Annotated in this window: 26 protein-coding genes and 2 pseudogenes; 10 read left to right on the top strand and 18 right to left on the bottom strand. The window is 53.0% G+C overall.

The genetic code is table 11. The annotated features are described in order from the left end of the window. Nucleotide 1: 1 nt before the first annotated feature. Complete coding sequence (locus ACMGFM_RS10575) at nt 2-244, top strand: type II toxin-antitoxin system HicA family toxin (protein ID WP_436902569.1); 243 nt, start codon at nt 2-4, stop codon at nt 242-244. Between the two features lie 351 nt (nt 245-595). On the opposite strand, the gene ACMGFM_RS10580 is transcribed toward ACMGFM_RS10575, so the two are convergent. Further along, nucleotides 596-946, bottom strand: coding sequence for an HVO_A0114 family putative DNA-binding protein (locus ACMGFM_RS10580; protein WP_495849256.1), 351 nt, complete (start codon nt 944-946; stop codon nt 596-598). Between ACMGFM_RS10580 and ACMGFM_RS16660 the strand changes: the two genes are divergently transcribed. After that, the gene (locus tag ACMGFM_RS16660; protein ID WP_495849257.1) at nt 839-1,123 is read left to right on the top strand and encodes a hypothetical protein; all 285 of its coding nucleotides are present in this window, start codon (nt 839-841) and stop codon (nt 1,121-1,123) included. The two genes, ACMGFM_RS10580 and ACMGFM_RS16660, sit on opposite strands and share 108 nt — an antisense overlap. On the opposite strand, the gene ACMGFM_RS10585 is transcribed toward ACMGFM_RS16660, so the two are convergent. Together ACMGFM_RS10585 and ACMGFM_RS10590 are read right to left on the bottom strand one after the other, a co-directional pair. Continuing rightward, nucleotides 1,082-1,519: a universal stress protein gene (locus ACMGFM_RS10585; RefSeq protein WP_436902571.1), complete on the bottom strand. Its 438-nt coding sequence runs from the start codon at nt 1,517-1,519 to the stop codon at nt 1,082-1,084. The genes ACMGFM_RS16660 and ACMGFM_RS10585 overlap by 42 nt on opposite strands. 26 nt (nt 1,520-1,545) lie before the next feature. Continuing rightward, a complete protein-coding gene (locus ACMGFM_RS10590) occupies nt 1,546-2,649 on the bottom strand; it encodes a TSUP family transporter (protein WP_436902572.1) in 1,104 nt (367 codons plus the stop codon). An 886-nt stretch (nt 2,650-3,535) separates the two neighbouring features. On the opposite strand from ACMGFM_RS10590, the gene ACMGFM_RS10595 reads away from it, so the two are divergent. Both ACMGFM_RS10595 and ACMGFM_RS10600 read left to right on the top strand, forming a co-directional pair. Further along, nucleotides 3,536-3,700, top strand: a complete 165-nt coding sequence (locus ACMGFM_RS10595) for a hypothetical protein (RefSeq protein ID WP_436902573.1) — start codon at nt 3,536-3,538, stop codon at nt 3,698-3,700. Nucleotides 3,701-4,324: 624 nt separating this feature from the next. Continuing rightward, a complete protein-coding gene (locus ACMGFM_RS10600) occupies nt 4,325-5,122 on the top strand; it encodes an SWIM zinc finger family protein (protein WP_436902574.1) in 798 nt (265 codons plus the stop codon). Between the two features lie 295 nt (nt 5,123-5,417). Here the strand turns inward: ACMGFM_RS10600 and ACMGFM_RS10605 are convergent, their stop codons facing one another. The 5 genes from ACMGFM_RS10605 to ACMGFM_RS10625 form a co-directional block, all read right to left on the bottom strand. Beyond that, complete coding sequence (locus ACMGFM_RS10605) at nt 5,418-6,188, bottom strand: hypothetical protein (protein ID WP_436902575.1); 771 nt, start codon at nt 6,186-6,188, stop codon at nt 5,418-5,420. A 16-nt stretch (nt 6,189-6,204) separates the two neighbouring features. Continuing rightward, nucleotides 6,205-6,612: an RNA polymerase sigma factor gene (locus ACMGFM_RS10610; protein WP_436902576.1), complete on the bottom strand. Its 408-nt coding sequence runs from the start codon at nt 6,610-6,612 to the stop codon at nt 6,205-6,207. Between the two features lie 247 nt (nt 6,613-6,859). Then, nucleotides 6,860-7,870, bottom strand: coding sequence for a tyrosine-type recombinase/integrase (locus tag ACMGFM_RS10615; RefSeq protein WP_436902577.1), 1,011 nt, complete (start codon nt 7,868-7,870; stop codon nt 6,860-6,862). Between the two features lie 299 nt (nt 7,871-8,169). Next, nucleotides 8,170-8,310: a hypothetical protein gene (locus ACMGFM_RS10620; protein WP_436902578.1), complete on the bottom strand. Its 141-nt coding sequence runs from the start codon at nt 8,308-8,310 to the stop codon at nt 8,170-8,172. Nucleotides 8,311-8,335: 25 nt separating this feature from the next. Further along, nucleotides 8,336-8,824 (bottom strand): type II toxin-antitoxin system death-on-curing family toxin, encoded by a 489-nt coding sequence (locus ACMGFM_RS10625; protein ID WP_436902579.1) that lies wholly within the window; start codon nt 8,822-8,824, stop codon nt 8,336-8,338. Between the two features lie 402 nt (nt 8,825-9,226). Between ACMGFM_RS10625 and ACMGFM_RS10630 the strand changes: the two genes are divergently transcribed. Together ACMGFM_RS10630 and ACMGFM_RS10635 are read left to right on the top strand one after the other, a co-directional pair. Beyond that, on the top strand, nt 9,227-9,853 hold the full coding sequence (locus tag ACMGFM_RS10630) for a DUF7342 family protein (RefSeq protein WP_436902580.1): 627 nt from the start codon (nt 9,227-9,229) through the stop codon (nt 9,851-9,853). Next, nucleotides 9,854-10,309, top strand: coding sequence for a toxin-antitoxin system TumE family protein (locus ACMGFM_RS10635; protein WP_436902581.1), 456 nt, complete (start codon nt 9,854-9,856; stop codon nt 10,307-10,309). A gap of 622 nt (nt 10,310-10,931) precedes the next feature. Here ACMGFM_RS10635 and ACMGFM_RS10640 read toward each other — a convergent pair. From ACMGFM_RS10640 to ACMGFM_RS10660, 5 genes and pseudogenes are all read right to left on the bottom strand, one after another. After that, nucleotides 10,932-11,216, bottom strand: a complete 285-nt coding sequence (locus tag ACMGFM_RS10640; RefSeq protein ID WP_436902582.1) for a type II toxin-antitoxin system RelE family toxin — start codon at nt 11,214-11,216, stop codon at nt 10,932-10,934. Continuing rightward, nucleotides 11,209-11,481 (bottom strand): ribbon-helix-helix domain-containing protein, encoded by a 273-nt coding sequence (locus tag ACMGFM_RS10645; RefSeq protein WP_436902583.1) that lies wholly within the window; start codon nt 11,479-11,481, stop codon nt 11,209-11,211. Before ACMGFM_RS10645 ends, ACMGFM_RS10640 begins: the two co-directional genes overlap by 8 nt. Before the next feature lie 306 nt (nt 11,482-11,787). Then, a pseudogene (locus ACMGFM_RS10650) lies at nt 11,788-11,943 on the bottom strand (PIN domain-containing protein); the annotation flags it as partial. A gap of 9 nt (nt 11,944-11,952) precedes the next feature. Beyond that, nucleotides 11,953-12,183, bottom strand: coding sequence for an AF_0619 family ribbon-helix-helix protein (locus tag ACMGFM_RS10655; RefSeq protein WP_436902584.1), 231 nt, complete (start codon nt 12,181-12,183; stop codon nt 11,953-11,955). 305 nt (nt 12,184-12,488) lie between these two features. Further along, entirely contained in the window at nt 12,489-12,629 is a 141-nt protein-coding gene (locus tag ACMGFM_RS10660; RefSeq protein ID WP_436902585.1) for a hypothetical protein, read from the bottom strand. 219 nt (nt 12,630-12,848) lie between these two features. Between ACMGFM_RS10660 and ACMGFM_RS10665 the strand changes: the two genes are divergently transcribed. Both ACMGFM_RS10665 and ACMGFM_RS10670 read left to right on the top strand, forming a co-directional pair. Beyond that, a complete protein-coding gene (locus tag ACMGFM_RS10665) occupies nt 12,849-13,130 on the top strand; it encodes a type II toxin-antitoxin system HicB family antitoxin (RefSeq protein WP_436902586.1) in 282 nt (93 codons plus the stop codon). A 32-nt stretch (nt 13,131-13,162) separates the two neighbouring features. Continuing rightward, nucleotides 13,163-13,375 (top strand): type II toxin-antitoxin system HicA family toxin, encoded by a 213-nt coding sequence (locus tag ACMGFM_RS10670; protein WP_436902587.1) that lies wholly within the window; start codon nt 13,163-13,165, stop codon nt 13,373-13,375. 341 nt (nt 13,376-13,716) lie between these two features. Here the strand turns inward: ACMGFM_RS10670 and ACMGFM_RS10675 are convergent, their stop codons facing one another. Then, nucleotides 13,717-14,070 (bottom strand): ArsR family transcriptional regulator, encoded by a 354-nt coding sequence (locus ACMGFM_RS10675; RefSeq protein WP_436902588.1) that lies wholly within the window; start codon nt 14,068-14,070, stop codon nt 13,717-13,719. Nucleotides 14,071-14,186: 116 nt separating this feature from the next. Between ACMGFM_RS10675 and ACMGFM_RS10680 the strand changes: the two genes are divergently transcribed. Beyond that, entirely contained in the window at nt 14,187-14,498 is a 312-nt protein-coding gene (locus ACMGFM_RS10680; RefSeq protein ID WP_436902589.1) for a hypothetical protein, read from the top strand. A 368-nt stretch (nt 14,499-14,866) separates the two neighbouring features. On the opposite strand, the gene ACMGFM_RS10685 is transcribed toward ACMGFM_RS10680, so the two are convergent. From ACMGFM_RS10685 to ACMGFM_RS10695, 3 genes are all read right to left on the bottom strand, one after another. Next, complete coding sequence (locus ACMGFM_RS10685) at nt 14,867-15,304, bottom strand: DUF5518 domain-containing protein (RefSeq protein ID WP_436902590.1); 438 nt, start codon at nt 15,302-15,304, stop codon at nt 14,867-14,869. 639 nt (nt 15,305-15,943) lie between these two features. Beyond that, entirely contained in the window at nt 15,944-19,297 is a 3,354-nt protein-coding gene (locus tag ACMGFM_RS10690) for a PAS domain-containing protein (protein ID WP_436902591.1), read from the bottom strand. After that, the gene (locus ACMGFM_RS10695; protein WP_436902592.1) at nt 19,297-20,781 is read right to left on the bottom strand and encodes an ATPase domain-containing protein; all 1,485 of its coding nucleotides are present in this window, start codon (nt 20,779-20,781) and stop codon (nt 19,297-19,299) included. Before ACMGFM_RS10695 ends, ACMGFM_RS10690 begins: the two co-directional genes overlap by 1 nt. Before the next feature lie 650 nt (nt 20,782-21,431). Here ACMGFM_RS10695 and ACMGFM_RS10700 point away from each other — a divergent pair. Next, nucleotides 21,432-21,764 (top strand): DUF5789 family protein, encoded by a 333-nt coding sequence (locus ACMGFM_RS10700; RefSeq protein WP_436902593.1) that lies wholly within the window; start codon nt 21,432-21,434, stop codon nt 21,762-21,764. A gap of 129 nt (nt 21,765-21,893) precedes the next feature. Here ACMGFM_RS10700 and ACMGFM_RS10705 read toward each other — a convergent pair. Continuing rightward, nucleotides 21,894-22,723, bottom strand: a pseudogene (locus ACMGFM_RS10705) (IS5 family transposase). Between the last annotated feature and the right edge of the window lie 220 nt (nt 22,724-22,943).

The raw sequence follows: 22,943 nt of genomic DNA on the forward strand, positions 1-22,943 counted from the left end.
TGTGCCTGCGCCGTATTCATCCCGTGAACTGGTGAATGCCCTCACAGAGATGGGGTACCAGCCAGTTGACCGAGCGGGGAGTCATCTGAAACTTCGATACGTACACCCAGAAACCGGCGAGATTCGGAATGTAACGATTCCGATGGGAAAAGAAATCAGCGGTGATACGTTGCGCAATATCGCCAAGCAATGTGGGGCAGAGGATTTTCAATCGTGGTGTGACTGGATTGATGAACTACTGTAATCGTGTCCAACCGCGGATGGGGGATCCTTCTCAAAAACTATCGATCTGAGCGGCCCGATTTCGACCGTCTTAGGCCCGAAAAGACGATCCGCTCGACAGTCGAACGAGCGCCTGCAGCGCCCATAGTGGGATTACCTTCCGAAATCAGGGCCTTCAAACTCTATTCTTTCGGTTTAGACTCATTCGATTGGGCCACGTTTGCTTTCGTTCGATACGTAACACAGCAAGCGGTGCCCACGGGCGTTCACGTACGTCCACATTAGTGACATCAGTGAAATCAATGGCAGATTGACACACCAGCCATATTTTTCTCAGAATTCGCGTGCTGAATACAGAGCGTGCATTCAGCAGTCAGCCATTGTTGGTTTCACACCGTTTCTCATGACCTAACCGCTCACTTAGCGTGCATCCTAACTTTATACTTTTCCAACAGCTTTGGTCCCGGTCCGTGTGAAGACGACTGAGTGTTCTCGAAAATCGCCTATGCCGAAGCCGGCGACTCTGAGGTGTCTTCACGGTGCTGGCCAAACTCAACCTCAAGACGGACGTTTCGTACGGAACGTATGGCTTCTTCGCCCGACCGTTCTCCTCGAAGTGGATGATATCGTACTCGGCCAAGAGATGCAGATTGTCGAGGATATCATGGACATCCCGATCGAGACGCGTTGCGAGCGCTCGGATGCTCTCCTGGGGCCGATCCATTACCTCGTCGAGCAGTTCCATTCGCCGGTCGGTGAGTATCTGGCGGAGACGGGCGCGGTCTTCGAAGTTGACAACATGCGGCACCTCATCACCGGCCTCCCAGCGTTCAGCGCGCTCAATCGCCGCAGCCTGCGCTCACTCGTCGGCAATGCGGACCGTCAGTACCGGGATCGGTGATTGCCGGACGACACGTTCTGCGATAGAGCCGATCAGGTAGTGGTCAAGCCCCGTTCGGCCGTGAGTTCCCATCACGATGAGATCGATGTCGGCCGCGTCGGCGTAGTCGAGAATTTCGGTGTGAGGGACCCCCGACTCGACGTGGCGTTCGACGGTGATCTCGTCCGAAAGCGTACTGACAGCGTCATCGACGGCTCGCTCGGCGCGTTCGCGTTCAGCGTCTTTCCACGCCTCGGTTCCCAAGCCAATTGTCGGACCCTCGAATCTGTTGCGCGTGTCGGCAGCCGCAAACACGTGAACCGTCGCGTCGTACTGTCGGGCGAGCGAGCCGACGTGTTCGGCAACTGTTAGAGCCCCGTCGCTCCCGTCGGTTGGCAAGAGTAAGTGATTATACATAGGTGTTTGTTGTATGTCTGGCTGCATTAGATCCCGGCTCCACCAGCCATCAGGAACAGCGCAACCGAGATAGTTGCGAAGAGGCCGGCGACTCCTGTCTGGATAGTTCTCGTATCGAGCGCGTTCGAGACGTACGGAGCGATCTGTCCGCCGGTGACTGTCGCAGGAACCGTGAATACGACCATATTCCACGGCGTCGAGGCAAGACTCAGCGAGTGAACGCCGCCGACACCGAACGCGCCGAGAATCGTCCCGCCGAAGACGTGCACGAGCGAGGCGAGGATCGCCGTCGTTGCGACGATGATGTGGTTGGTCCCAATGGCAACACGGGTTGGGACGCCGGTCCGTAGTTGAGAGATGATCCCGAGTTCGCCGCTGCCGAAGCCGGCCAGCCCTTGGAACGTCCCGCCGACGCTGTAGTTGGCGAACCGTTCGAGATAGCCCGACCACGAGTACTCATAGGTGTCGCCCTCGCGGTCAATCCGGGTGACTTCGCCCTCGTCGGTCGCATCGACGCCTGCGGGACCGAGTTTCCCGTCGTCATCGGGAAGGTCCGCCTGCGAGCCACCGTCGGTCGAGACGGCATTGTCGGTCTCGTCCGGCTCACCATGGCCGATGTCGGCGTTGAGCATCAGGTAGCCTGCGGCGAGTAGCGCCGCGCCGAGAGCCGCGTGAAACAATGGCTCCGGGATAAAAAAGGACAGCAGCGCCCCGGCGATAACGAACGGAACACTCCCGGTGACGATCGTCAGCGCGAGTCGCCGATCAACCAGCCCGTACTGGATGAACGCGATCGCTGAGGCTGAGAGGCCGAACGATTCGCTGATCAGCCCGACCTTCACGAGCGTTTCCGGAGTAAGCGTCTCCCCCGACAATAGTGGGAAAATGAAGATCAGAAACGGCACGAACAGTGCCGAGCCGCTGATCCCGACCGTGTTTACTGTCGTCGCCCCGAGCAGGAAGAAGGGGAACAGCCACCAGTACTTTAGCCAGTAGTCCAGCCCGCCGCCCTCGCCGGTCGGTGCGGCAAACAGGACCAGCGCCACGAATACTGCTGGCGCTGCGAAGACGAAGATGTGCTGATATTTTAGAAACGACTTTTGTAGTCGTTGGGATCGAGTTACGCTCATGGGTATCAGTGTCTCAGAAGAGTGTCTTGCGAGCGAAGGTAGTCACAAACGAGCGGTGAGATGCCGCCGGTGGACGGTACAAGAGCCGACAATCAGGTGAACACTTCCGTTCAGCGTGGAGAACCGAGAATTCATCGCAGCACCGATTCAGTCGCTGGGTCATGTGCTGAGTATTTTGTAATAAATTCCTGTATAAAAAATCTCCGTCTCAACGGACATTTGTAAATAAAAGATGCTGAACAATACGATAATTACTCGGTAGTTCTCACAAAATTTCGGCCGCAGGTGCATATCGACTTGCTTCTGGATCGGCCCTCTGGGCCGACAGAACAGTCTGGTTATTATGCCGCCAGCCGACCGCGGTAATAATATAACATTTCGTGACATTTTCACGTCTAGCTGGACACCTCTACACCAGACCAAGATCGTGGCCGGTGCGTGCTGTCTCTTGGACAAGACACGGTCGTGTCGTAGCTCAGCAAACGTCACAGTTCTAAATCCGCCGAATTTGGCCGTCTCATGCCTTGAAAGTGGATTCATCCGACGTGCAAGCGAGCGCCTGTAGCGCCCATACCTGTTTTCCTCCAGAAGATGGTAGACTTAGGCCCTGTTATGGTGTTTTAGAGGGTTGGGCTGAGAGTTGGCTTTCGTTCGATTGGCGGTCAAGTGGCATTTACCGGAGTTCGCGTACGTCTCCATTCCGACAGTGACACGCAATGGCCGATTAACGTAATATCCTTACTTTTTGATGGATTTCGGGTACTGAACACAGAGCATCAGAGCATCTATGCAGCATCAAGCAATGGCTTCTTGCTATATCAAGACGGAATCTCATGTTCAGTAACCTTGCGAAACTATCAAACTAACCCAACCAAAACCATGCGGTATGGTACCTGAATTTCTGTTAGTCCTCCTGCTGTTCGCCCTCGTTGCTGCACCACTACTCATCGGTGCAATTGTCCTTCTCAACCGAAGAGACCACGATAACGTCGAAGAGGAAGTCGAAGAGCTGAAACAGCGAGTGGAGGAACTCGAATCGGAGCAGACCTAACATCCGAGTCGAATCACTCGACTGTATTGAGTACTTAACGTAGTCATACTCAGCAACTCCCCAGTGCTGATGCGCTCTGTATTCCTGTCTCTTACCCATAAGTTTACCAAGCCCTGAACGGACGCTTCAGACGTTCTTGGCCCTAATCTGTGATCTGAGGACCGGTGTAAGGCCTAAATTGGGTGGTGATTTCGGTGGAGGTGGGTTGCTGAACACGGGTACGCGAAGTCGGAAAATCGTTCGATAAGGGCGTTAGCTCTGCAGATATCGGGATTTTCCGTCGGGTTCATCCATTTCGGCAGCGGCTCGATTTGTGGGTAAGAGACAGCTCTGTATTCAGCACGGGTGCAAATTTATGACAATGACTAAACATCTCTCTCGATTCTCAAACACTCGATTTCAGCCGCCTCACGTCCTGAAAGTGGATTCGTTCGTTGCGCGAGCGAGCGCCTGCAGCGCCCATCGCAATCAAACCGCCAGACTGGAGTACAAAAGCGGAACTTTCTGAGAGAACAATCGTTCGATCACTGAACGAAAACAGGTGTGGCTCACACTCAGCATGGAATTCTCTGGACAGTAGGCGATCCAGAAACAGTTCCCCGCTGGCCCGCGTAGCCGAGACAAATGAATGTCGACGAAGAGATGATCTCGGACCGGTGTACAGATGCCGTATTCGAACGCGGCCAAAGCTACCGTCGAGAAGGTCGAATACAGCAAATCGGTCGATTCGGCGACCTCGTCACCGCGACTGTTCAGGGCACGAACCTGTACGACGTGACTGTCAAACTGAGCGGAGATGCCGCCGACATTCACTGCACATGCCCGTATGATGGGGCGGGCGATTGCAAACACGTCGTCGCGGCATTGCTTGATTTCGCTGCGGACCCGCCTCCCGACGAGAGTGAAAAGATCGAAACCGCACTTGACGAGGTGTCCGCTGAGGACCTCCGCAGTTTCGTGCGCGACGCGCTCGCCACGAAACCAGAGTTACGCGACCAGTTTCTCGCACGGTTCGGTGACGAGCACAAATCCGTCGAGGAGTATCGCGAGGAGATCGGTCAACTGTTCGAACAGCGTGCCGACCCAACTGTATTTATCGCAATCGACTTCTCGCGGTTTTTCGAGATAGCTGAGCAGTACCGCGACCGCGGCAGGTATCTCGCTGCAGCAACTGTCTATCGAGCACTGTTTGAGGAGGTCAACGAGAACTGGAACTGGATCGACGGTGCCTACGACCACTACGCACAGACGATCCAGCGAGCACTAGATAACTACGGCGAATGCATCCTTTCGACTGATCCGAATTCCGATGAATTCAACACGTACACGAGTGTACTGGAAGCGCAGGCATCGAAAGGCCCGCCGATCAACAGCGACCAGTTCCGGCGAGCACTTGAAGATCTCAAAGACCGATACGACTGACCATGACGAGCGAAGAGGGCGACATCGCATATGAACCAAGGTGACCGTCGATGCTTACACTCCAGACGAGCGAGCAACCAATTGGTCGAACGGAAAATGCACTGTCTGTTTCAGGAACAGTGCCTCGAAGGTCGGTCGAGCTTTTCGCTCGAAAAGGAACAGTTGTGCGCGTGGTCGGGACGAACAGACGAGGCAGTGAGTGAAAGAGACCAGTACACGCTGTTTGCGCGTTTTGCAAATATTTGCATAGTATACAAAGGCTGACGACAATTCTGGCTCTGTCGTAGATTGGTCCTCAAAACAGCTTCTCAGACAACTCGCCATAGGCTTCTTCCAATTGCCGAACTGCCTCAGGTGCGATTCGTTGCGCAGCCATTGGCTCGATAATCCGGGAAGCGAACACGGCAGCAGCTAATTCCTCGTCGCTTCCCTGTCGATAGTCCACGAATGGACCGTCTGTTTCGAGGAATGGGCCATGGAGCCGTTCGGAAAGGGCCCGCGCCTGTGTTTTCTCGGTCTCCGATTGGAAGAGTCGTGGTTGCTCTTCGATGCCACTGTCTGGGCTCCACACTCCGTAGAAGGCATGTCCCAGTTCGTGCGCAAGTACAATTCCCTCTCGAAAACCAGGAAAGTCCTCGGGATCGGCTCCAATCTCGATGAGTTGAACGCCGCGCCAGTACTTGCCCCGAACGGTTTCATCTCGAAACTCTACGTTACGATCGATCTGATCGACGAAGCCCTCCTCAACAGCTAACTCGGCTACTTGGTTCGCCCGGCTCCGTTGTTCATCGAGCGGAATAGTATCGACCAGTGGAAAATCCAGTCCCATCATGTCTGCACGCCACTCCGATAGCATTCTGGTGACTGGTTCGTTGGATTCCTCGTCGCGTTTGCGCTCGGAAACCTCGCGTTCACTGTGTAACTGCTTTGCCTTCTCCAGTGATTCCCCGCCTTTCCGAAGTGTAAACGGTGTATCCTCGTCCCCGAGGCGTTCAAATCCATCATCGAGCGTCTGGATTCGCTCGTCAATACGGTCTGCGTGTGCTGGCGACGGAAAGCGACTCATTCAGCGTCTCCTCCGCTCATGAACGGGATGTGAGATCGTCTGGTTGGTGGGAATCGTCGTCGATACCTGCCTCCTCGAAGAAATCCGGATGGACATCTGAAAGTTTCTCGGGATCAGTCTGGACGAACTGGAGGAGGTTCTCTGCAGCAGTGAGTTTCTCGCTCGCTCGCTGGAGATGTGTATCCACCGTACTCGGGGAGATATTGAGGATCGCGGCTGTTTCGTCCCGGCTGAACCCTGATTTTTCTCGGAGTGCGTAGACGTGGGCCTGTTTGTGGCTGAGAGGCGTGTGTTCGCCGAAATGCCATGCCTGCAGGAGTGCTTTTCCAACGCTCGATAGCTCGACCTCTGTACCGGTTGTGCTGAACGCATGCGTGCAGGCAGACATCAACCGACTCTCACAGGCAACCGTAGATTCTGGCATGAACTCACAGTCGCTGTACGTGCCAACCAAAACCTCTCCCCGCCCGTGAATATAGTACGCCATTGACTCGTCGGAGTCTGTGTTGCTACGAACGCGCCCAATACAAACAGCCTCCTGATCCGGGAGCAAACGAGGATACCTCTCAAACTCGGTTTCCTCAGAGACGGTTGGGGTATGGGCCATTTCTTACTACATATTTGTAGCAACATTACTAATACCTGTCGCAACTGAAAAAGGGTAAGCCCTGTTAGAGACTATCCAAGTACCCCCTTCGCTGCTCCATCTTCTCTTTCGCAGAGCGCTGGTCGTAGTGTTTTTCGAGTACCTGTTCAGAAACGTTCGCTCGATCACCGACGGCTTTCATCGGCCACTCCTCGGACAAAGCGTGCGTAATCCCACCGCGCCGCAATGCATGCGGGCTCACGCTCGAAGGGCATTCCGAGGCACTATCGTACTCCGTTGCCGGACACTCGTCGATTTCACGTCCATGTGGACACTCTCCAGTGGAAACACACGGGCGAGTAAACCGATAACAATCGCCGCGTAACGTCGTTCGATGAACTCTTCCGTGTGATGTCGAGACCAGTGATTTTCGACCAGCATTCGTCTTCGTTTTGGGACGGCGTTGGTCAATCCAGTCGTCCAACATCATGCACACCTCGTCAGAGAGTGCAACGAACCGTTCGCCGTCACGACCGTTCTTGATTCGCGTCCCTGACTCGGGACGATTGACTACCTGTATGGACTGTTCCTCCGGATTGTAATCGTCAATATCGAGGGCACGAATCGCACCGATGCGCATCATTGTATGCCACATTAGGGCGATGACCACATGCGGACGTGAGGCGTATTCGTACCGACGAAGATACTCCAGTATCGCTTCCGCACGGTCTTGTTCCAGCATCACGTCACGCACGTTGTCACCGCCGGTGAGGTTTGGCGAACGAACCTTCACGTGCAAATCTTCGGGTGCGCCGTCTATGGATTCCACCCAGCGAATGAACACACGCAAGGTATCCATCTGTGTTTTCTCCGTGGCGGGTGCGAGATCACCCTCATCACGCCGCCACAGCCGATACTCGTGAAGTTGCCGTCCAGTCAGACCGTTCAGGTTTGTGATCTCCTGTTCGTCACACCAGCGAACGAAATGGCCCAACCGAGAGCGGTGCGAGTAGATTGTTGCTTCGGTGACGTTGTTCTCCCTGTCGGCCAGGTACAGTTCGAGCGCAGTTTTCGGGTCGATTGGTTCGAGACTCATGGCTCTGTAGATGCGAACACACCGGTCAGAACCACCGATTTCAGACGCCCGAATTCGGCCGGTTCAGGCCCAGCAAGGGACTTCGTTCAGCGACTGAACGCAAGCCTGCAGCGCCCATATTGGCTTCGCCGTCCGAAATCAGGGCATTCAAGCTCTGTATTTTCTGTTTAGCTTTCTCTGGTTGCAATGTCTTTGCTTTCGTTCACTGCGTAGCCTAGCAGGTGGTGCCCACCGGAGTTCGCGTACGTCTACCTTGGTAGCAACAGAGAAAATCAATCGCCGATTGCAACACTGGCGAGTTATTCGTCTTCAAGGGCGTCGTAGATGTCTCGATTCGCGTTCCGGTCTTCAGCCGCGACCCGCTGAACCAACTCCCGACGGATGTCTTCCATCACCTCGTCGAGTGGAGACTCTGTGTCCGCTCCTTCTTCAGTAGCCATATCTGAATTGATGCGCTGAACGCTGTTAGTCGTTCGGGTCCGACGAATCGTCGGTCAGTTGCGCTATGCCGTACTGGATCAGGTCGTCTCGCCACTCTTCGATTTCACCGACTAAATCCATCTCTTCGGTATGCGCTCGGAGATACTCGACGGTTCCCTCCGTATCGACGGCCGCCTCATCTGTGCCGAACTGTTTCAAGATCGTTCTGATCTCCTCATCGTATTCGAACCGATAGCCATTGAGAAAGTAGAAGACGACCACTGTGTTGAGAGCAGTACGTTTGTTCGCATCGACGAAGGGGTGGTTGGCGACGAGGAGTCGGAGGAGATAATATGACTTCTCGTGAACCGTCTCTGGTGCCGAGCCGAAACTTCCCTCTTCGATGTAGCTCAACGCGAACTCGATGTCTCCTTGATTTTTGACACCGGAAGGCGTATTCGGGTATTCCGAAACGATATCGTCGTGGATGGCAAGAACATCCTCGACTGACGGATACCACAACGATCTCGACATTCGTTCCCATGTCGATGCCGGCCAAGTGTATGTCTTACTATAGGCCAAACGGATGAATGAAGTCAGAATTGCGGGATCTCAAGCCCTCGAATCTGGCCATCTCACGCCCTAAAAGTCGATTTGTTCGTCGCAAAAGCGAGTGCCTGCAGCGCCCATGGCATATTTTCAGGACTAAATCGCAAGACAACGGTCGGTCTTACGATATACGTCCAGATTATATTCGTTCACTTCCTGAACGATTCTGAAACGCGGCGGTTCCGTCCCGTGGTTCGCTACCTCTGAGTTGCTGACCTGTCCTTCTAATCAATAGTCTATTGAGTATATAACAGTATATCTGCTTATGGAAAAATATCTTTTTCTAGGAAAGCATTTTTATCTCTAGCCGGTCAACCATACGTACACATGACCAAGTCTGACGCTCCTAACGAACTCTGGAAGGGTGACGTGAATGAAGCCGCTATCGAGGAGTGGAAAGCAGACACGAACACGTTTGACCGCGTCAGGCACGTCATCGATGTCACCACCGAGCTACAAGACGTAAGCACGGTTGCCGAGCGTGCACACGTGAGCGAGCCGACTGCACGGAAATATCTCTCTGCGCTGGCGGAAACTGGCCGCGTCAAAGCAGTCAATACAGACTCTGGAACCCAGTATATGCGCGCGCCACAGATGTTGGCCATGCGACGTATCTCGGCCATCCACCGCGAACACACAAAGAGTGAAATTCGAGATGCCATCCAAGACCTCAAGGAAGAACTGAGTGACTTCCGAGAGCAGCATGACGTGATTGACGTGGATGAACTAGCCCTCGAACTGGACCCCGGCGACGACGGCTGGCAAGATGTTACCCGCTGGCAACAGATCGAACAGAACCTCGAAATTGCCCAAGCAGCACTCTCACTCTATGACTTCGACCCCGACGATAGCCACTCCGCTGCTGCTCGTGTCGCGGATTCCAGTACCGTTGTTCAGGACTCGTCGCGTGAGCAAGGTGCGCTCAACAACGACACCGAGCAATCGGCGGCATAAATGAAACCCGACGCAGATATCGAGGGAGAAGTCGGGCCATTAGATGATACAGCGTTGGAACAGATTCGGGAGGAATTTACGAGGCTGGATGGCCTTGTCTCCGAAGCAGGATTCGACAGCCTGCTGGACCCGACGAAACTCGTGGTACAGTTCAGTGACGGAATTGGCGACGCGGACTGGTGCCGATTTGATATTCGGTGGTACCGAACAGGGTACTATAATTTCCATCACACTGATAGTCAAGACGTTGACTTTCGGTTCGATTACCATCCAAAACCAGACGCCCCAACCAAGCATTTTCACGAACCGCCAGATGCGCTGTCAGCGGACCCTCCTCACTCCTGTATCAGCGTCACCGAGCCGAAACTTGTAGCACGAGCGGTCCATTACCTCTGGCGGCGCACATACGATACAGGGACCCTCGAACTCCTGAACGAGGCAGACAATCCGCCATAAGACGAGTCCGGGACCAATACACAACTCTGTGAATGGTATATCCAGACAACAGGTGCAGATTGAGTGCAGTATCCGAATCAACTGGTTCGAAACTCTTGGCTCTGGAGGTGCGAACTCACCGGGCAGAACCCCCGATCTGAGCGTGCCGATTTCGGCCGTCTCAGGCCCGAAAGGATAATTCGTTCACCAGACGAACGAAAGCCTGCAGTGTTAAGTGAACCGCGAAGGATTTGAATGAGACGACAAGCGAACGGAGTGAGCGAGGTCGGCGTGGTTCACAATCCTGCAGCGCCCATATTGGGTTCGCCGTCCGAAATCAGGGCATTCAAGCTCTGTATTTTCTGTTTAGCTTTCTCTGATTGCAATGTATTTGCTTTCGTTCGATAGCTGGTGCGGCGAGTGGTATCCACGGAAGTTCGCGTATATCTGCGCTGATCAAGTCACTCAAAATAGTCCAACGTATATTCTGTAGGGTCCGGATCTCATATCTAGGGCGAGGTCGCGGCCTAGTCAAGATCTGTCAGCAATGTCTTGACCGATACAGAGTTTGTAACCAGCACGCTGTCCGCGTTTGTTTCACTGCGGAGTTGCTGAACTCCCGCTCGCCAAGACTGCGGACCGGTCAATCGTCGTCAGCTTTGTACGCACCACTGCGGTGTTCGATAGTGTAGATATCCAGTACCTGTTCGCCGTGGTCACACTCGGCACCGAGTCGAAACTGGCCGATTCTGAGTTTCGAGTAGGGTGCACCGGTGAGTGGTTCGAGGTAGTCATCGGGGTCACGCCACTGGTCGGTCACGATCTCGTCGAGTTTGTCGGTGATCCGGTCTTGTGCGTGCTCGTCGAGATCGTCATAGGTTCGCTTTGCTGGCGCGCGGAACTGCCAGTTCCACTCGTCGTCACTCATCGTCGCCAACAATATCCTCGCGGGTGAACGTCTCGCTGTCTCCCGTCCGGCGTGCGTGTTCGACGGCAGCGATTTCCTTCCAGCTTTCCCGCGTCAAGTCCGGATGCCGAACCGCATCACGAAGGGCATCCCGAATAAATTCGCTCCGGCTGTTGTATCCCTCTTCTTGCCACGTCGCGTCGATGTCTTCGAGAAACGTCTCTGTCAACCGAATGTTGATGTTTGTCTTCCCCGGGTCACCGGATGACGTATCTGTATTCGACATACAAGCGTATTACGCTGGCTCGGATAAGACCCTTTGGGTACTCGGGTCCGCTCTTGTTGACCATACTATCGACTGTCGCTCCACACATATACTAGTCTCATCTGTGTCAACCGCACACTGAATCCACTGTATCGAGCGATTCGAGCAGCACTAATTCCGACCACCTACGGTGGCCGACTCGCGCGTTCTATTCATCATCGTCTGAATGTCCTGCCAGAATACAACCAGAAGTGACGTATAACGCTCAGAGTCTTCATCACCCACCTGGCCGCCTGAAGGTGTAGTTTACCGTCTCTGCGTCAACTGTGCCTTATCGATAGCCGGATAGAAATCGTCGGCGGAGACGACTTCGATGTACTGGAACAGCAGGTCGGTGAACTGTTCTACTCGGTCCTGTTCCAACCCAGATTTCTCCACGATCAGCGCGGAGATGACGACGTTTGCGTCGATGACCAACTTCATCAGTCGTGTCTACGCTGATTCCTCGTCAACGTGCTTGCGTCCACTCTCGTTGATCTTCTCAGCAATCTCCTGCACGTCGCTCTCCGTGAGTTCGCTCTCGCTAGTAAGTTCGTCCATCACTTCGAGCGTCTCGATTTTCTCTTGGATGGCCTGTCGCGTGACCTCACTCCAGTTGATTTCGGGGTGCTTCTCCATGCGCTCTTTCAGGTCGTCATCTACGTTGACTGTGATAGTCGGCATACGCAAAACTATGTGAGCACAGTATACTGTGTCTTTCGGTGTCTTTAGTACTCGCTGATTTCTGCCACCTCACGCCCTAAAAGTGGATTCGTTCGACAGTCGGGCCAGCGCCTGCAGCGCCCATAGTGGGTTTGCCTTCCGAAATCAGGGCTTTCAAACTCTTTATCTGCTATTTAGGTTTCTCCGATTGCAATGTCTTTGCTTTCGTTCGTTGCGTAATCGAGCAGGTACTACCCACAGGAGTTCGCGTACGTCCATATGAGTGGCAACAGAGGAAATCAATCGCCGATTGCAGCACTGACGACTTATTCGTCTTCGAGGGCGTCGTAGATGTCCCGATTCGCGGTCCGGTCTTCAGTTGCAACCCGCCGAACCAACTCCCGACGGATGTCTTCCATCACCTCGTCAAGTGGAGACGCCGTGTCCGCTCCTTCTTCAGTAGCCATATCTGGATTGGCATTCTGAATGGTGTTAGTCGTTCGGGTCCGACGAATCATCGGTCAGTTGCGCTATGCCGTACTGGATCAGGTCATCTCGCCACTTTTCCATTTCACCGGCAAATCCAGCTTTTCAGTGCTGGATCGGAGATACTCGACAGTTTCCCCACTATGTCCGGTACCAACAGTTCCCGAAGCGTTTTGTTGGTCTCTGGACTACATGGTGGTATGGCGAAAGCTGACGCTGGCGACTCAGACACACCCCGTCGTGAGATTCGTCTTGTCGAAGAAGAGGGCGGCGAGTGGTCAGCAATCGACGAAGAAGCCGGTGTGGCAAGTCAGGGAGAAACGCGCTCGGAAGCGCTCGTAAACTTAGACGAAGCCGTCGCCCTACACAAAGGAGAGATTGGTGAACCCGTAACTGACGCCGACCTTCGTGACTTAGGGATCGACCCGGATTCTGTTCTGGACGAACCACGCGAGCCTGACGCACCCTGGTTTTCGGAGTAACTGTGCCTGCGCCGTATTCATCCCGTGAACTGGTGAACGCCCTCACTGAGATGGGGTACCAGCCCGTTGACCGGGCAGGGAGTCATCTGAAACTTCGATACGTTCACCCAGAAACCGACGAGATTCGGAACGTAACGATTCCGATGGGTAAGGAAATTAGCGGTGATACATTGCGCAATATCGCCGAGCAATGTGGAGCGGAGGATTTCCAATCGTGGTGTGACTGGATTGACGAACTGCTGTAATCTCGTTCGACTCTGGATGGGAAATCTCCGTTAAACACCACCAATCTGAACAGGCCTGTTTCGCCTGCTTCACGCCCTAAAAGTGGATTTATTCGCTGGACGAGCGAGCGCCTGCAGCGCCAATAGCAGATTTTACGGGCAAAACTGCAAGACAACGGTCGGTCTCACGATATCCGTCCAGATTACATTCGTTCACTTCCTGAACGATTCTGAAACGCGGCGGTTCCATCACATGGTTCGCTACATCTGCGCAACCGTTCAGTGCGTCTAATCATTGGGTCACCGAAAATAATCCACAAACAGGCGATACCGAATAAAAGTACCCGCTCAGTCGCTCTCGACTATTCAGACAGTCGTTTATTGACTTTCCCATTCACCTGATGAAGCAAGTCAAGCAGTTCGCTGTCGCTGTCGACACGATATCGCTCAGGGGAGGAATCTTCGACCGGTTCGAGGACGCCCAGAACCAGCAACAAATCTAGATGCGTGTACACCGACTGGCGGCTGACACCTGCTTCGGTTGCAAGCTCTGATTTCGTGAACTCCGAACCCGGAAGCGCATCCATCAGTGCATCAAGAATGTAGCCGACGCTCTCGTTTTGGACGAGAATCCGCCAGCCGCTTGGATACTCGTCGCGCAGGTCATCCATCGAGAGATCATCGGCCGAGTCCGGCGGTGATTTTTGACTTGACATAGAGCTTCACGCTGATTGTGTCTCAGTATAGCGTCCACACTGTGTTAAATCCATTGAACATATATGACTATTCAATTTGAATAGATATAATTGTTCACGGTACGAAGCACAGGAAAATGTCGGATGCAGCGGCGAGATTCGTCTGGAAACTTGCTCGTCGTCATTCATGGGGGTCGCCGATTCCAGCCGAAGAGTTGATTCGGCTGGTCGCAAGGACGGAGGACTACGACAAGATGGAACGTGTTCTCGAAGAAGAGGTACTTGAACTTCCGTTCATTGTGCAGTCCCCAGATGGCATACATATTCCGAACGGACAGGACGCCCACGTTGAGGCTGCGGACTGGTTGCAAGAGCAGACTGGAATAGACGATTTCAAAATCAAGGCAACATTGTCGCGTCTGCCAGATACTTGGCCGACTGATGAGTAAACTGGTGGCCGTCTGGAATCGTCGGGACCGGCTCCCGATTATCTGATTTACGGCAACGTTTCGGCTATGCGCGTTCCATACTCAGAAACGAATCGTAGACTTGCAGAGAACGATATCCCCCGTATCACCGGCATTTATTGGCGAAATCCCGGACACAAGTGTACCGCCGATTAACGTCTGGTGCGCTTTCTCTTCACCGGCGTATCTGGTGGAATAGTCGCTTAATAGTGTGCGTATTGAGTGATAGTGATTCTACCAGTACAAGTATCGTCTGTCACGCCGTGTAAAATAGAGGGTGCGTCTACAGTAAGCAGATAAGATTGTACATGGCGGTGTAAGAGAGGAACCTGCTTATGGACTGTTGTGGCCTATTTGTGTGACTGAATAGAATAGAAACGAGCAGTGATTTTCGCTATCCAATTTCCGACCATGGCGAAGACCATCACAAGAATAGCAAGACAGATTACCAGCAGAATGAGTACAAGTGGGATTGCGACAACCTCTAGTCTCGTACTTTCACCGAGGGAGAATCTCGCTACAACTTCTGTCGCAAATACCATAATTCCGCCAAGAGACGCTACGAAACCAGCAATTAATCCAGCCTGATGGCTATCCGTCGATCTTGCATTGTAGAGATATCCAACAAGAAGTCCAGTCACTATCATCGGAGCACCATTAATCAGAGTTGCTTCTTCCCAAGAGAGGATCAGTGAAAATGGAATCGAAGCGAGGCCAAGAAGTACCGCAAGAAAAAACGAGCTTTCAGTCCAATCATCTACCTTGGTCTGAAAGCTGTAACCAGACATATCCCAACGATACTGTCCGGGAATTATAAATTTTCCTTAGCCCTTGATGACGGAGATCCTCCGCAGTTGAGTCACCTTCCTGTATACACTCTCTAAGTCTTGTATAGTATCCCTGATAATCTCGAACAGATCGTCTTTTTGTTGCGATACGTGTATCCCCTGTACTGAGCGATTGGCCGATTCTTGAGGTCGTACTAGTAGACTCTTGCTGTGGAGCAACCGTACTCTCAGAAGGGCGTTCGGTGAGCTGGCATTCCACAGGCTTCCCTTCCCGACGCGATCAATTGATGAATCCCACGCTCTGTCTTCAATACAGATTTGATTGCTGACTGGAGGCTGTCATATCTGCCGGGATTGTCCCTCGATATCGACCGCCTCACGCCCTGAAAGTCGATTCGTTCGACACGCGAGCGAGCGCCTGCAGCGCCCATAGCAGTTATTCTCCAGATATTGGCATACATAGGCCCTTTCAAGCAGTTTTAGAGATCTGGACAGGGAGTTTACTTTCGTTCGATTGGCGGTCGGGTGGTATCTGCGGGAGTTCGCGTACATTCATATTCGTGTCGACAGTGACACTCAATGGCCGGTTGCCACAATACCCTCACTTTTGGTATATTTTGGGTGATGAATACAGAGGTTCTATTCAGCAGCAAACTCAACGCCGGTAATTTCGAACCGCGCACCACCCTCGGAACCTTCAGTTAGGTGAATCTCCCAGTTGTGGGCATCAACCACCTGCTTGACGATACTCAATCCAAAGCCGGTCCCCTTGTCGCTTGTCGAGTAGCCCGCGTCGAACACGTCGTCACGTTTGTCTTCGGGAATACCTGGTCCGTCGTCCTCGATGTAGAAGCCGGCGTCCAGTTCGCCAACTCGGACCGTCACGTCGTCACCTCCGTGTTCGACAGCGTTACGAACGAGATTCTCGAATACCTGGCTCAGTTGCCCTTCATCGGCTCGAATCGTCCGCTCGATATCGCTGAAGATGCTAGCATCTCTGGTATCGACGTTATCCCAACAGTTCTCCGTAAGCGTTGCAAGATTGACCGAGGTCATCTCAGTCGTACTTTTGCCCTCCCGAGCGAGTGCCAGCAACTCAGTGATCAGCGCGTCCATTCGATCAAGTGCTTGACCGATTGCAGTATGATGGTCACTCGCACACTCTTGGTTCGCCAAGTCTAAGCGAAGTTGAGCAACGTTGAGTGGATTCCGTAGATCGTGAGAGACAACCGACGAGAATTGCTCTAACCGTTCGTTCGTCTGTTGGAGTTGTTCGTTCGCTTCTCGGTGCTGCAGTTCATAGCTCACCCACCGACTCATGAGGTCAACCAGCGTGACTTGCCACTTGGAGAACTGATCAGACCGAGCCTCCCTGCCGTAGAAACAGAACGTCCCATAGACCTCGTCTCCGGTAAACACTGGAGCTCCGAGATAACATGAGATTCCCCACTCGGTGAAGCCCGCCCTGTCAGTCTGCTCCGGCTCATCACGTTCGATATCACCGGCTACGAGGGTTTCTTCGGAACTAGCGACGACTTCACAGTTCGTGGCTGATACTGGGACTACCTCTCCCGACTGGATGGTGTCATCGTCCGTCGCAACGAACTCGAACACGTACTCCTCACCGCGGATCTCTGACAGCGTCCCGTACTCCGTGTTGAGTTCGGTTCGACCGAGTTCCAAGAGGGCCTGCACTTTGTCCTCAAACGACCGATGTCGATCCGAAATAATATCATACATCTCGCGGAGGACCCGCTCGCGCCGTCGTTGGTCGGATATATCCCGCTGGAAGCCAACCCAATTGACGACCGACCCATCATCGTCACGGACGGGTGCAATCGACACCTGGTTCCAGAACTCCGTCCCGTCTTTCTGGTAGTTCCGGAGTTCAACGGAGACAGGGTCTTCGTTGTCAACTGCCTCTCGCATCCTCGCAACCGGTTCGGGATCGGTGGCTTCGCCCTGGAGGAAGCGACAGTTCCGACCGAGAGTCTTCGCTTCCGAGTAGCCAGTCAGTTCCTGGAATCGGTCATTCACGTAGATCATAGGATTGTCTGCTTGGCTTGGATCGGAAATCGTGATGCCGATGGGTGCTTCGTCTATTGCACGGGTATTGCGTGTCAGTACTTTCTCTTGTTCCTTGCGCTCTGTTACGTCCCGGGTGTAAAACGTAAGCCCACCGTCAAACTCAGGATATATCGCAAATTCTAGACCGGTATCTATCTCTTCCAAATACCCTTCGACACTCGTTGATGAGCGGGATTCCATGGCGTTTCGGATGACCGGTTCGAATTGCGTGTCTGTAAGAGTCGGAAACGCATCCCACAAACGACGACCCAATACAGTATCCACCTCTTTGTCGAAAATGCGTTCAGCTCGTTCGTCAAGCTGAGTGACGGTAAAATCGGCATCGACCTCGATTACCGCGTCGGTCATCCGATCTTTGATCGTCTGTAAGCGCTGTTCACGCTCTTTTAGCGTGGTGATTTCTTGCCCAGTCGAACCGATTGTGGCAAGGGACGGGAAATCAACTGTAACGCGGGTCCCTGTGTCAGTTGTCTCGATGGATAGTTCTCCCTCGACTCCCTCGATCAGCCATTTACTGAGCCACAAGCCGACACCCTGACTGTGTGTGAGTGGTGTTTCGGCCCTCTTTTCCAACGACTCTATTTCCTGATTGGTGAGTCCCGGTCCGTTATCCTTAATTACCAGTCGTGCTCGGTCATCGTTTTGGACCTGAATATGCACCCACGGTTTCCTCGCATCATTATGTCGTGCAGCATTGTCGATCAGTTCCTCGAACGCACGTTGAATCCCGTCTCGGGCACGAATTTCACACGATTCGGGAACATCGAGTTCAAACGTCACGTCAGAATGGTCTTCTCGGACTCGTTGAACCGCCTCTGTCGTCATTTTCGAGAGATCAAACGTAGACAACTCGGATTCTCTTCCGAGTAGTGAACTGTAGGTCCGAGCCGTATCACTCATTTCGGAGAGGGCTTCCGTTTTCTTGATAATCGACTCGGCCAACTCGGTCTGCTCTGGCGACAGCGACTCGTCTACTTGCAGCAACTCTGCATTCCCTTGGATAACATTGAGATCGTTTCGCATATTATGGCGGAGATATCGCGTCAAAATTTGTCGAAGCAGATCGAGTTCCGCTTCTCTGTCCTCCAAGTCTTGTTCTCGCCGGATTCGGTCGGTAATGTCACTGAATACGATGACGAATCCTTCAGTTTCCCGTTCTGCATCGCGGAGAACGGTCGTCGTTGCATTGACGACTCGCCGGTCAGAATTTTTGCGTTCGATGATGATGTCTTTCTCCCATTCCGTCTGGTCTGCCAACGTCTGCCAGAACTCCTCGTCGAAGACAGCTTCAGCCCCATCAGGCAAGAGTATCTGTGGGGACTCCCCGAGGACTTCATCTTCAGTATATCCGGCAAGCGATTCGAGAGCTGGGTTCACGTACTCGATTGTGCCGGCAGGGTTGGTCATGAGTATGCTATTTCCGGTCGATTCGACGCCCTGCTCGAAACGGCGGAGGCGTTGCTCACGCTCCTCCAATGTCGAGACATGCTGCATCAGCTCCTGAGACTGCCGACGGCGGACGAGTAACGAGTTCAGTCGTCGAATCAACTGGGGTGGGTCGATCGGTGCATCCACCACCTCGTCGTAGGGGACTCCTCCCCCGTGGGCAGATGGGTCCTTGTTTTCCTGCGTGAGATCCGTACTCTCGCGTTGAATCAGGACGACTGGACAGAACGCCGGGTCCTCTTGCTCGACCCGCTCGCGTAACGCCACTTGATACTCGGGGAAACGGTGATCTTCGATGAGATATAAATCGGCGTCCGTTACTGTCTGGCTCGTCTCCACCTCGAATCGGTCGTCGAGCATTCTACTGATTGCCGACCGATTTCCAGCGTCGGCGACGAGTAATTGAACCGTCTCGGATGTTTCGCTCTGCCCGCTGGAGGATGTCTCTGGCTGCGTCATTATTTCATTTCCGGCTCCCGTTGTGAGCTACTGCCACCCCGTGGTGAGCCGTGAAGGATCCCGCTGTATTCAGTGAGGGGTTCACCGATCTGGACACCGTTCGCGGTGATCTCGAATTCACGGAAACTGGAGTCGAATCCACCAGTTCGTTTTTTGAGTACGCCGATAACTTTTCGAAGCGAACTCTGAATTTCCACGTAACTAATGAATATGAGATTATCTGCGATTTGACTGATCTTGTGGCTCGTGGCGGAAGAGAGTCCTGTCACCTGGTGGGTTGCGTCGGTAACGAAGACGGTCACTTCCCTGTTGATAAGATAGCGAGTCAGAGACTGGAGATCCCGATCAAGCCCGTCTTCGTGGCCTTTGATCACCGAGGCGTAGCCGCTCACGCCATCAATCATAACCGTCTCTGCATTTTCCTCTTCAACCTCTCGTCGCACCTTGTGGGCGAACTCTTCGGCGGAGAGTGTCCCCGGTTCGATTACGTGGATCGAGAGGAGTCCCTCTTCCCGCAATTCGTCGATCGGGATCCCGAGGGATCGGCATCGGTGTTCGAACGTTTCGATCCGTTCCTCGAAGAGATAGATCACTGACTTGCCAAGCTGTCGTGCCGCTTGGGCGAGATAGACTGTCGCAAGCGTGGTCTTCCCGACACCAGTTGGACCGGTGATGAACGTCACCGTCCCGCGTTCGAACCCGCCACCAACCATCTCATCGAGTTCTGGAATACCGGATCCAACCGGGGTTGGATCGAATTCACGGTCGGACGGTTCCGGACGAATGTGGGGATACACTTCGAGTCCGCTGGAGCGAATTTCGGCCCCGTGATCGCCTTCGATCTGGCCGACGCCCCGATTTTTCACTACTTCAATGCGCCGCCCATCGGCGACACGGGACAGTGTGACAACGCCATCACTCAGCGAGCGGATGTCTGCGGACGCGGTTTGATTCGTCTCCAGTGTGGCCGTGGCGAGAATTGTGACACCTCGCTTTTTGAGGAACCGGATGAACGAGAGGATTCGTTTGCGGTAATGATAGTCAGACGTTTCGAGGTAGCGGAGCTGGGTGATCGGGTCGATGACCACCCGTTCGGGGCCAATTTCTTCGATTGCCTCGTGAATCACCTCGGTGTAGCGTTCTTGGTCGATATCACTGGAATCGACGAGATCGAAGGACGAATCTTCGGTGAAAAAGTCCGAGTCGGGGCCGAGATCGAGAAACTCCACAGCGCTGATATCGATACCGAACTGGGCGGCATTGGTTTTCAGTTCCTCGGCGGATTCTTCCCCGTGGATATAGAGGACTGTTTCGTCGTTGGCAAGTCCTTCGTGGAGGAAGTGCATGGCGAGCGTCGTTTTTGCGGTCCCCGGCTCACCGGTGGCGAGATACATCCGTTTCTGGATGAATCCTCCTTTTAGTAGTTCGTCAAGACCCCCGACACCAGTGCTTATCTGCGAAATTGGTGTGTCATTAAGGGACATAGTGGTTCTACTAAGAGAGACGATACCGACGCGGATATGCCTTTGTGAAATTCATTTTGAAAGTAATTCGAAAATTTCGATTTAAGCGAGTAAGTCCGTCTACCGCGATATTCGGTTGCGCACGTTGTGGCGTAACAGGCGCCCCTACACCTGCAAGCGCTCTTCCTGAAATTTCCGTTCGGTGACATTCGGACTATATCCTGCCGACGGGTACGGAGGTAGATGGTATCGCAGGATGGACACGTTGCGTTGCTTGCTATTGAGGTTGGCCCCGCGAGTGGAAGAGGTTCTGGATGTTCCGGGCCCCACTCGTGGCGGAGATAACCCACTACGTCGGTACTACTCTGTAAGAGACGGTATCTCCCGCCGCTCACTCACCAATGTAGCGATAACCCACTTACCGAATTAGTGGGCGTTGAAATAGTATTTTGTGCGTCAGTCGTCGGAACGCTTAACGAGCAGAATTTTGCTGGCAATGCAAGATATGCCCCCTCTATTCAGCACGGGCGCAAATTTACATTAAGATCCATATATTTTCCCCAGTTCTCAAGCACCGTTAATTTCGCTCTGTCAGTTCTGAACCACTCCGGAGGTAAGCGTGCGAACCGGCCGCCCAGGGTTATATTCGGCTGGGCCTCCTGTTGGTATATATGAAAGACGATGAGCAGCGCCGAGAAGAGCAAGAAGACCGTGAAGAGAATCACCAGCGTGAGCGAGAATTAGCGGAGGCGAAAGCCCGCGGCGATGAAAAGGAACCGCTGTTTGATGACGAAAGTGTGCGGCTTGGCGATCTTGATGAAGCGCTCAAATCGCACGACTATCCAACCACGACAGCTGAGTCGGTTGCAGCCTATGGCGATTATGAACTTGAAATCCAGGGTGATAAAAAACTCCTGGAGTATGTACTCTCTTCTACGGATGACCAAACATATGACTCAGCTGAGGACGTTCGCCGACGGATACTGGGCGTTATCGGCCGATAGCACAATGTTCCAGAACACGCGTCTGACAAATTAGGTGCCTGCGTTGACCAGTCCGACATAGTCGAATCAGACACCTATCGTGTAAAATTCGCGCCCTGGGCCTTGTTTAGATGCTCAAAATCAGTTGAGTTAGGTTGTGAGAGACTGTTCTATGTTTTTGACAGCACATATTAGGACGAGCTCTCGGAACTGTCCAAACCACGTTCTTGACTTAATTGTCGAGCCAAATCGTTTTCTCAGCGCAAAGAATATCCATTCTACGATAGAACGCTGATGATACGTTTTATCATTAATACGAGCATTATGAGCAGCGTCAAGTGAGTAGAACTCACGATGTTTGATTACCGGTCGAATATCCTCCTCTCGGAGCATATGCCGGAGTTTGTCCCAATCAAATCCCTTGTCAGCGACGACAGTTTCTACGTTACTGAGATTTCTCTTCAGGACTTGCCAAGCAATCTGTGTGTCGTGTGGTAGGTTCATAGAGCAGTGTACATCGAGTATTGACCGCGTAGAACAATCGACAAGAATCGTTGTCTTAACCGACTCAAACGTTCCTTTGACGCGCTTTGCATAATTATGACTGGATGACCGGTGAGCGATACTAGTCGAGTCTATTGCTTGTACTCTCCAGAATCAAACAAATCTGCTGACAGTCCTAGCAACGTCCGCCAGACACTCATTTTGAGGTCTTGTTTCCGACTACAGACAGTGGTAAAGTCCGGTAGTTCATCCACTGAAAGGCCGAGCATCGCAACGGTATCGGGCATTTTTTGAAGCATCTCAAGCAGCTGCCGATACGTGTGATCGAGGTATTCTCGAAGACTATGAATGGCTATAATTACCCAATCTGCGTAGCCACCTTCTCCTTTCTTGATAGGTGTATCTGGGTCACTCTGAACAGTTTTTTGGGATAATGCGACACATCGTTCGGTGAAGCGGACCAGGTTCGAGTGCACACCGAACTGTGCTCGCTTCACTCCCTAGAATCCTCGACATTTAGGCAATATTACTAGCGGCTAAACAAGGCCCAGGGCGCGTAACGGTCACGGATGTTCCCCAAATTGATAACATGATGAATAGCTCAATGCAGGTGTTTCAAGAACCACTCTCATTCTCAAGATCTTCGGTATCGAAGTCCTACGAGACACATATATGAGTCGATAAAATATATCTGTG

This window comes from Halovenus halobia, assembly GCF_051414135.1.
GTDB lineage: Archaea > Halobacteriota > Halobacteria > Halobacteriales > Haloarculaceae > Halovenus > Halovenus halobia.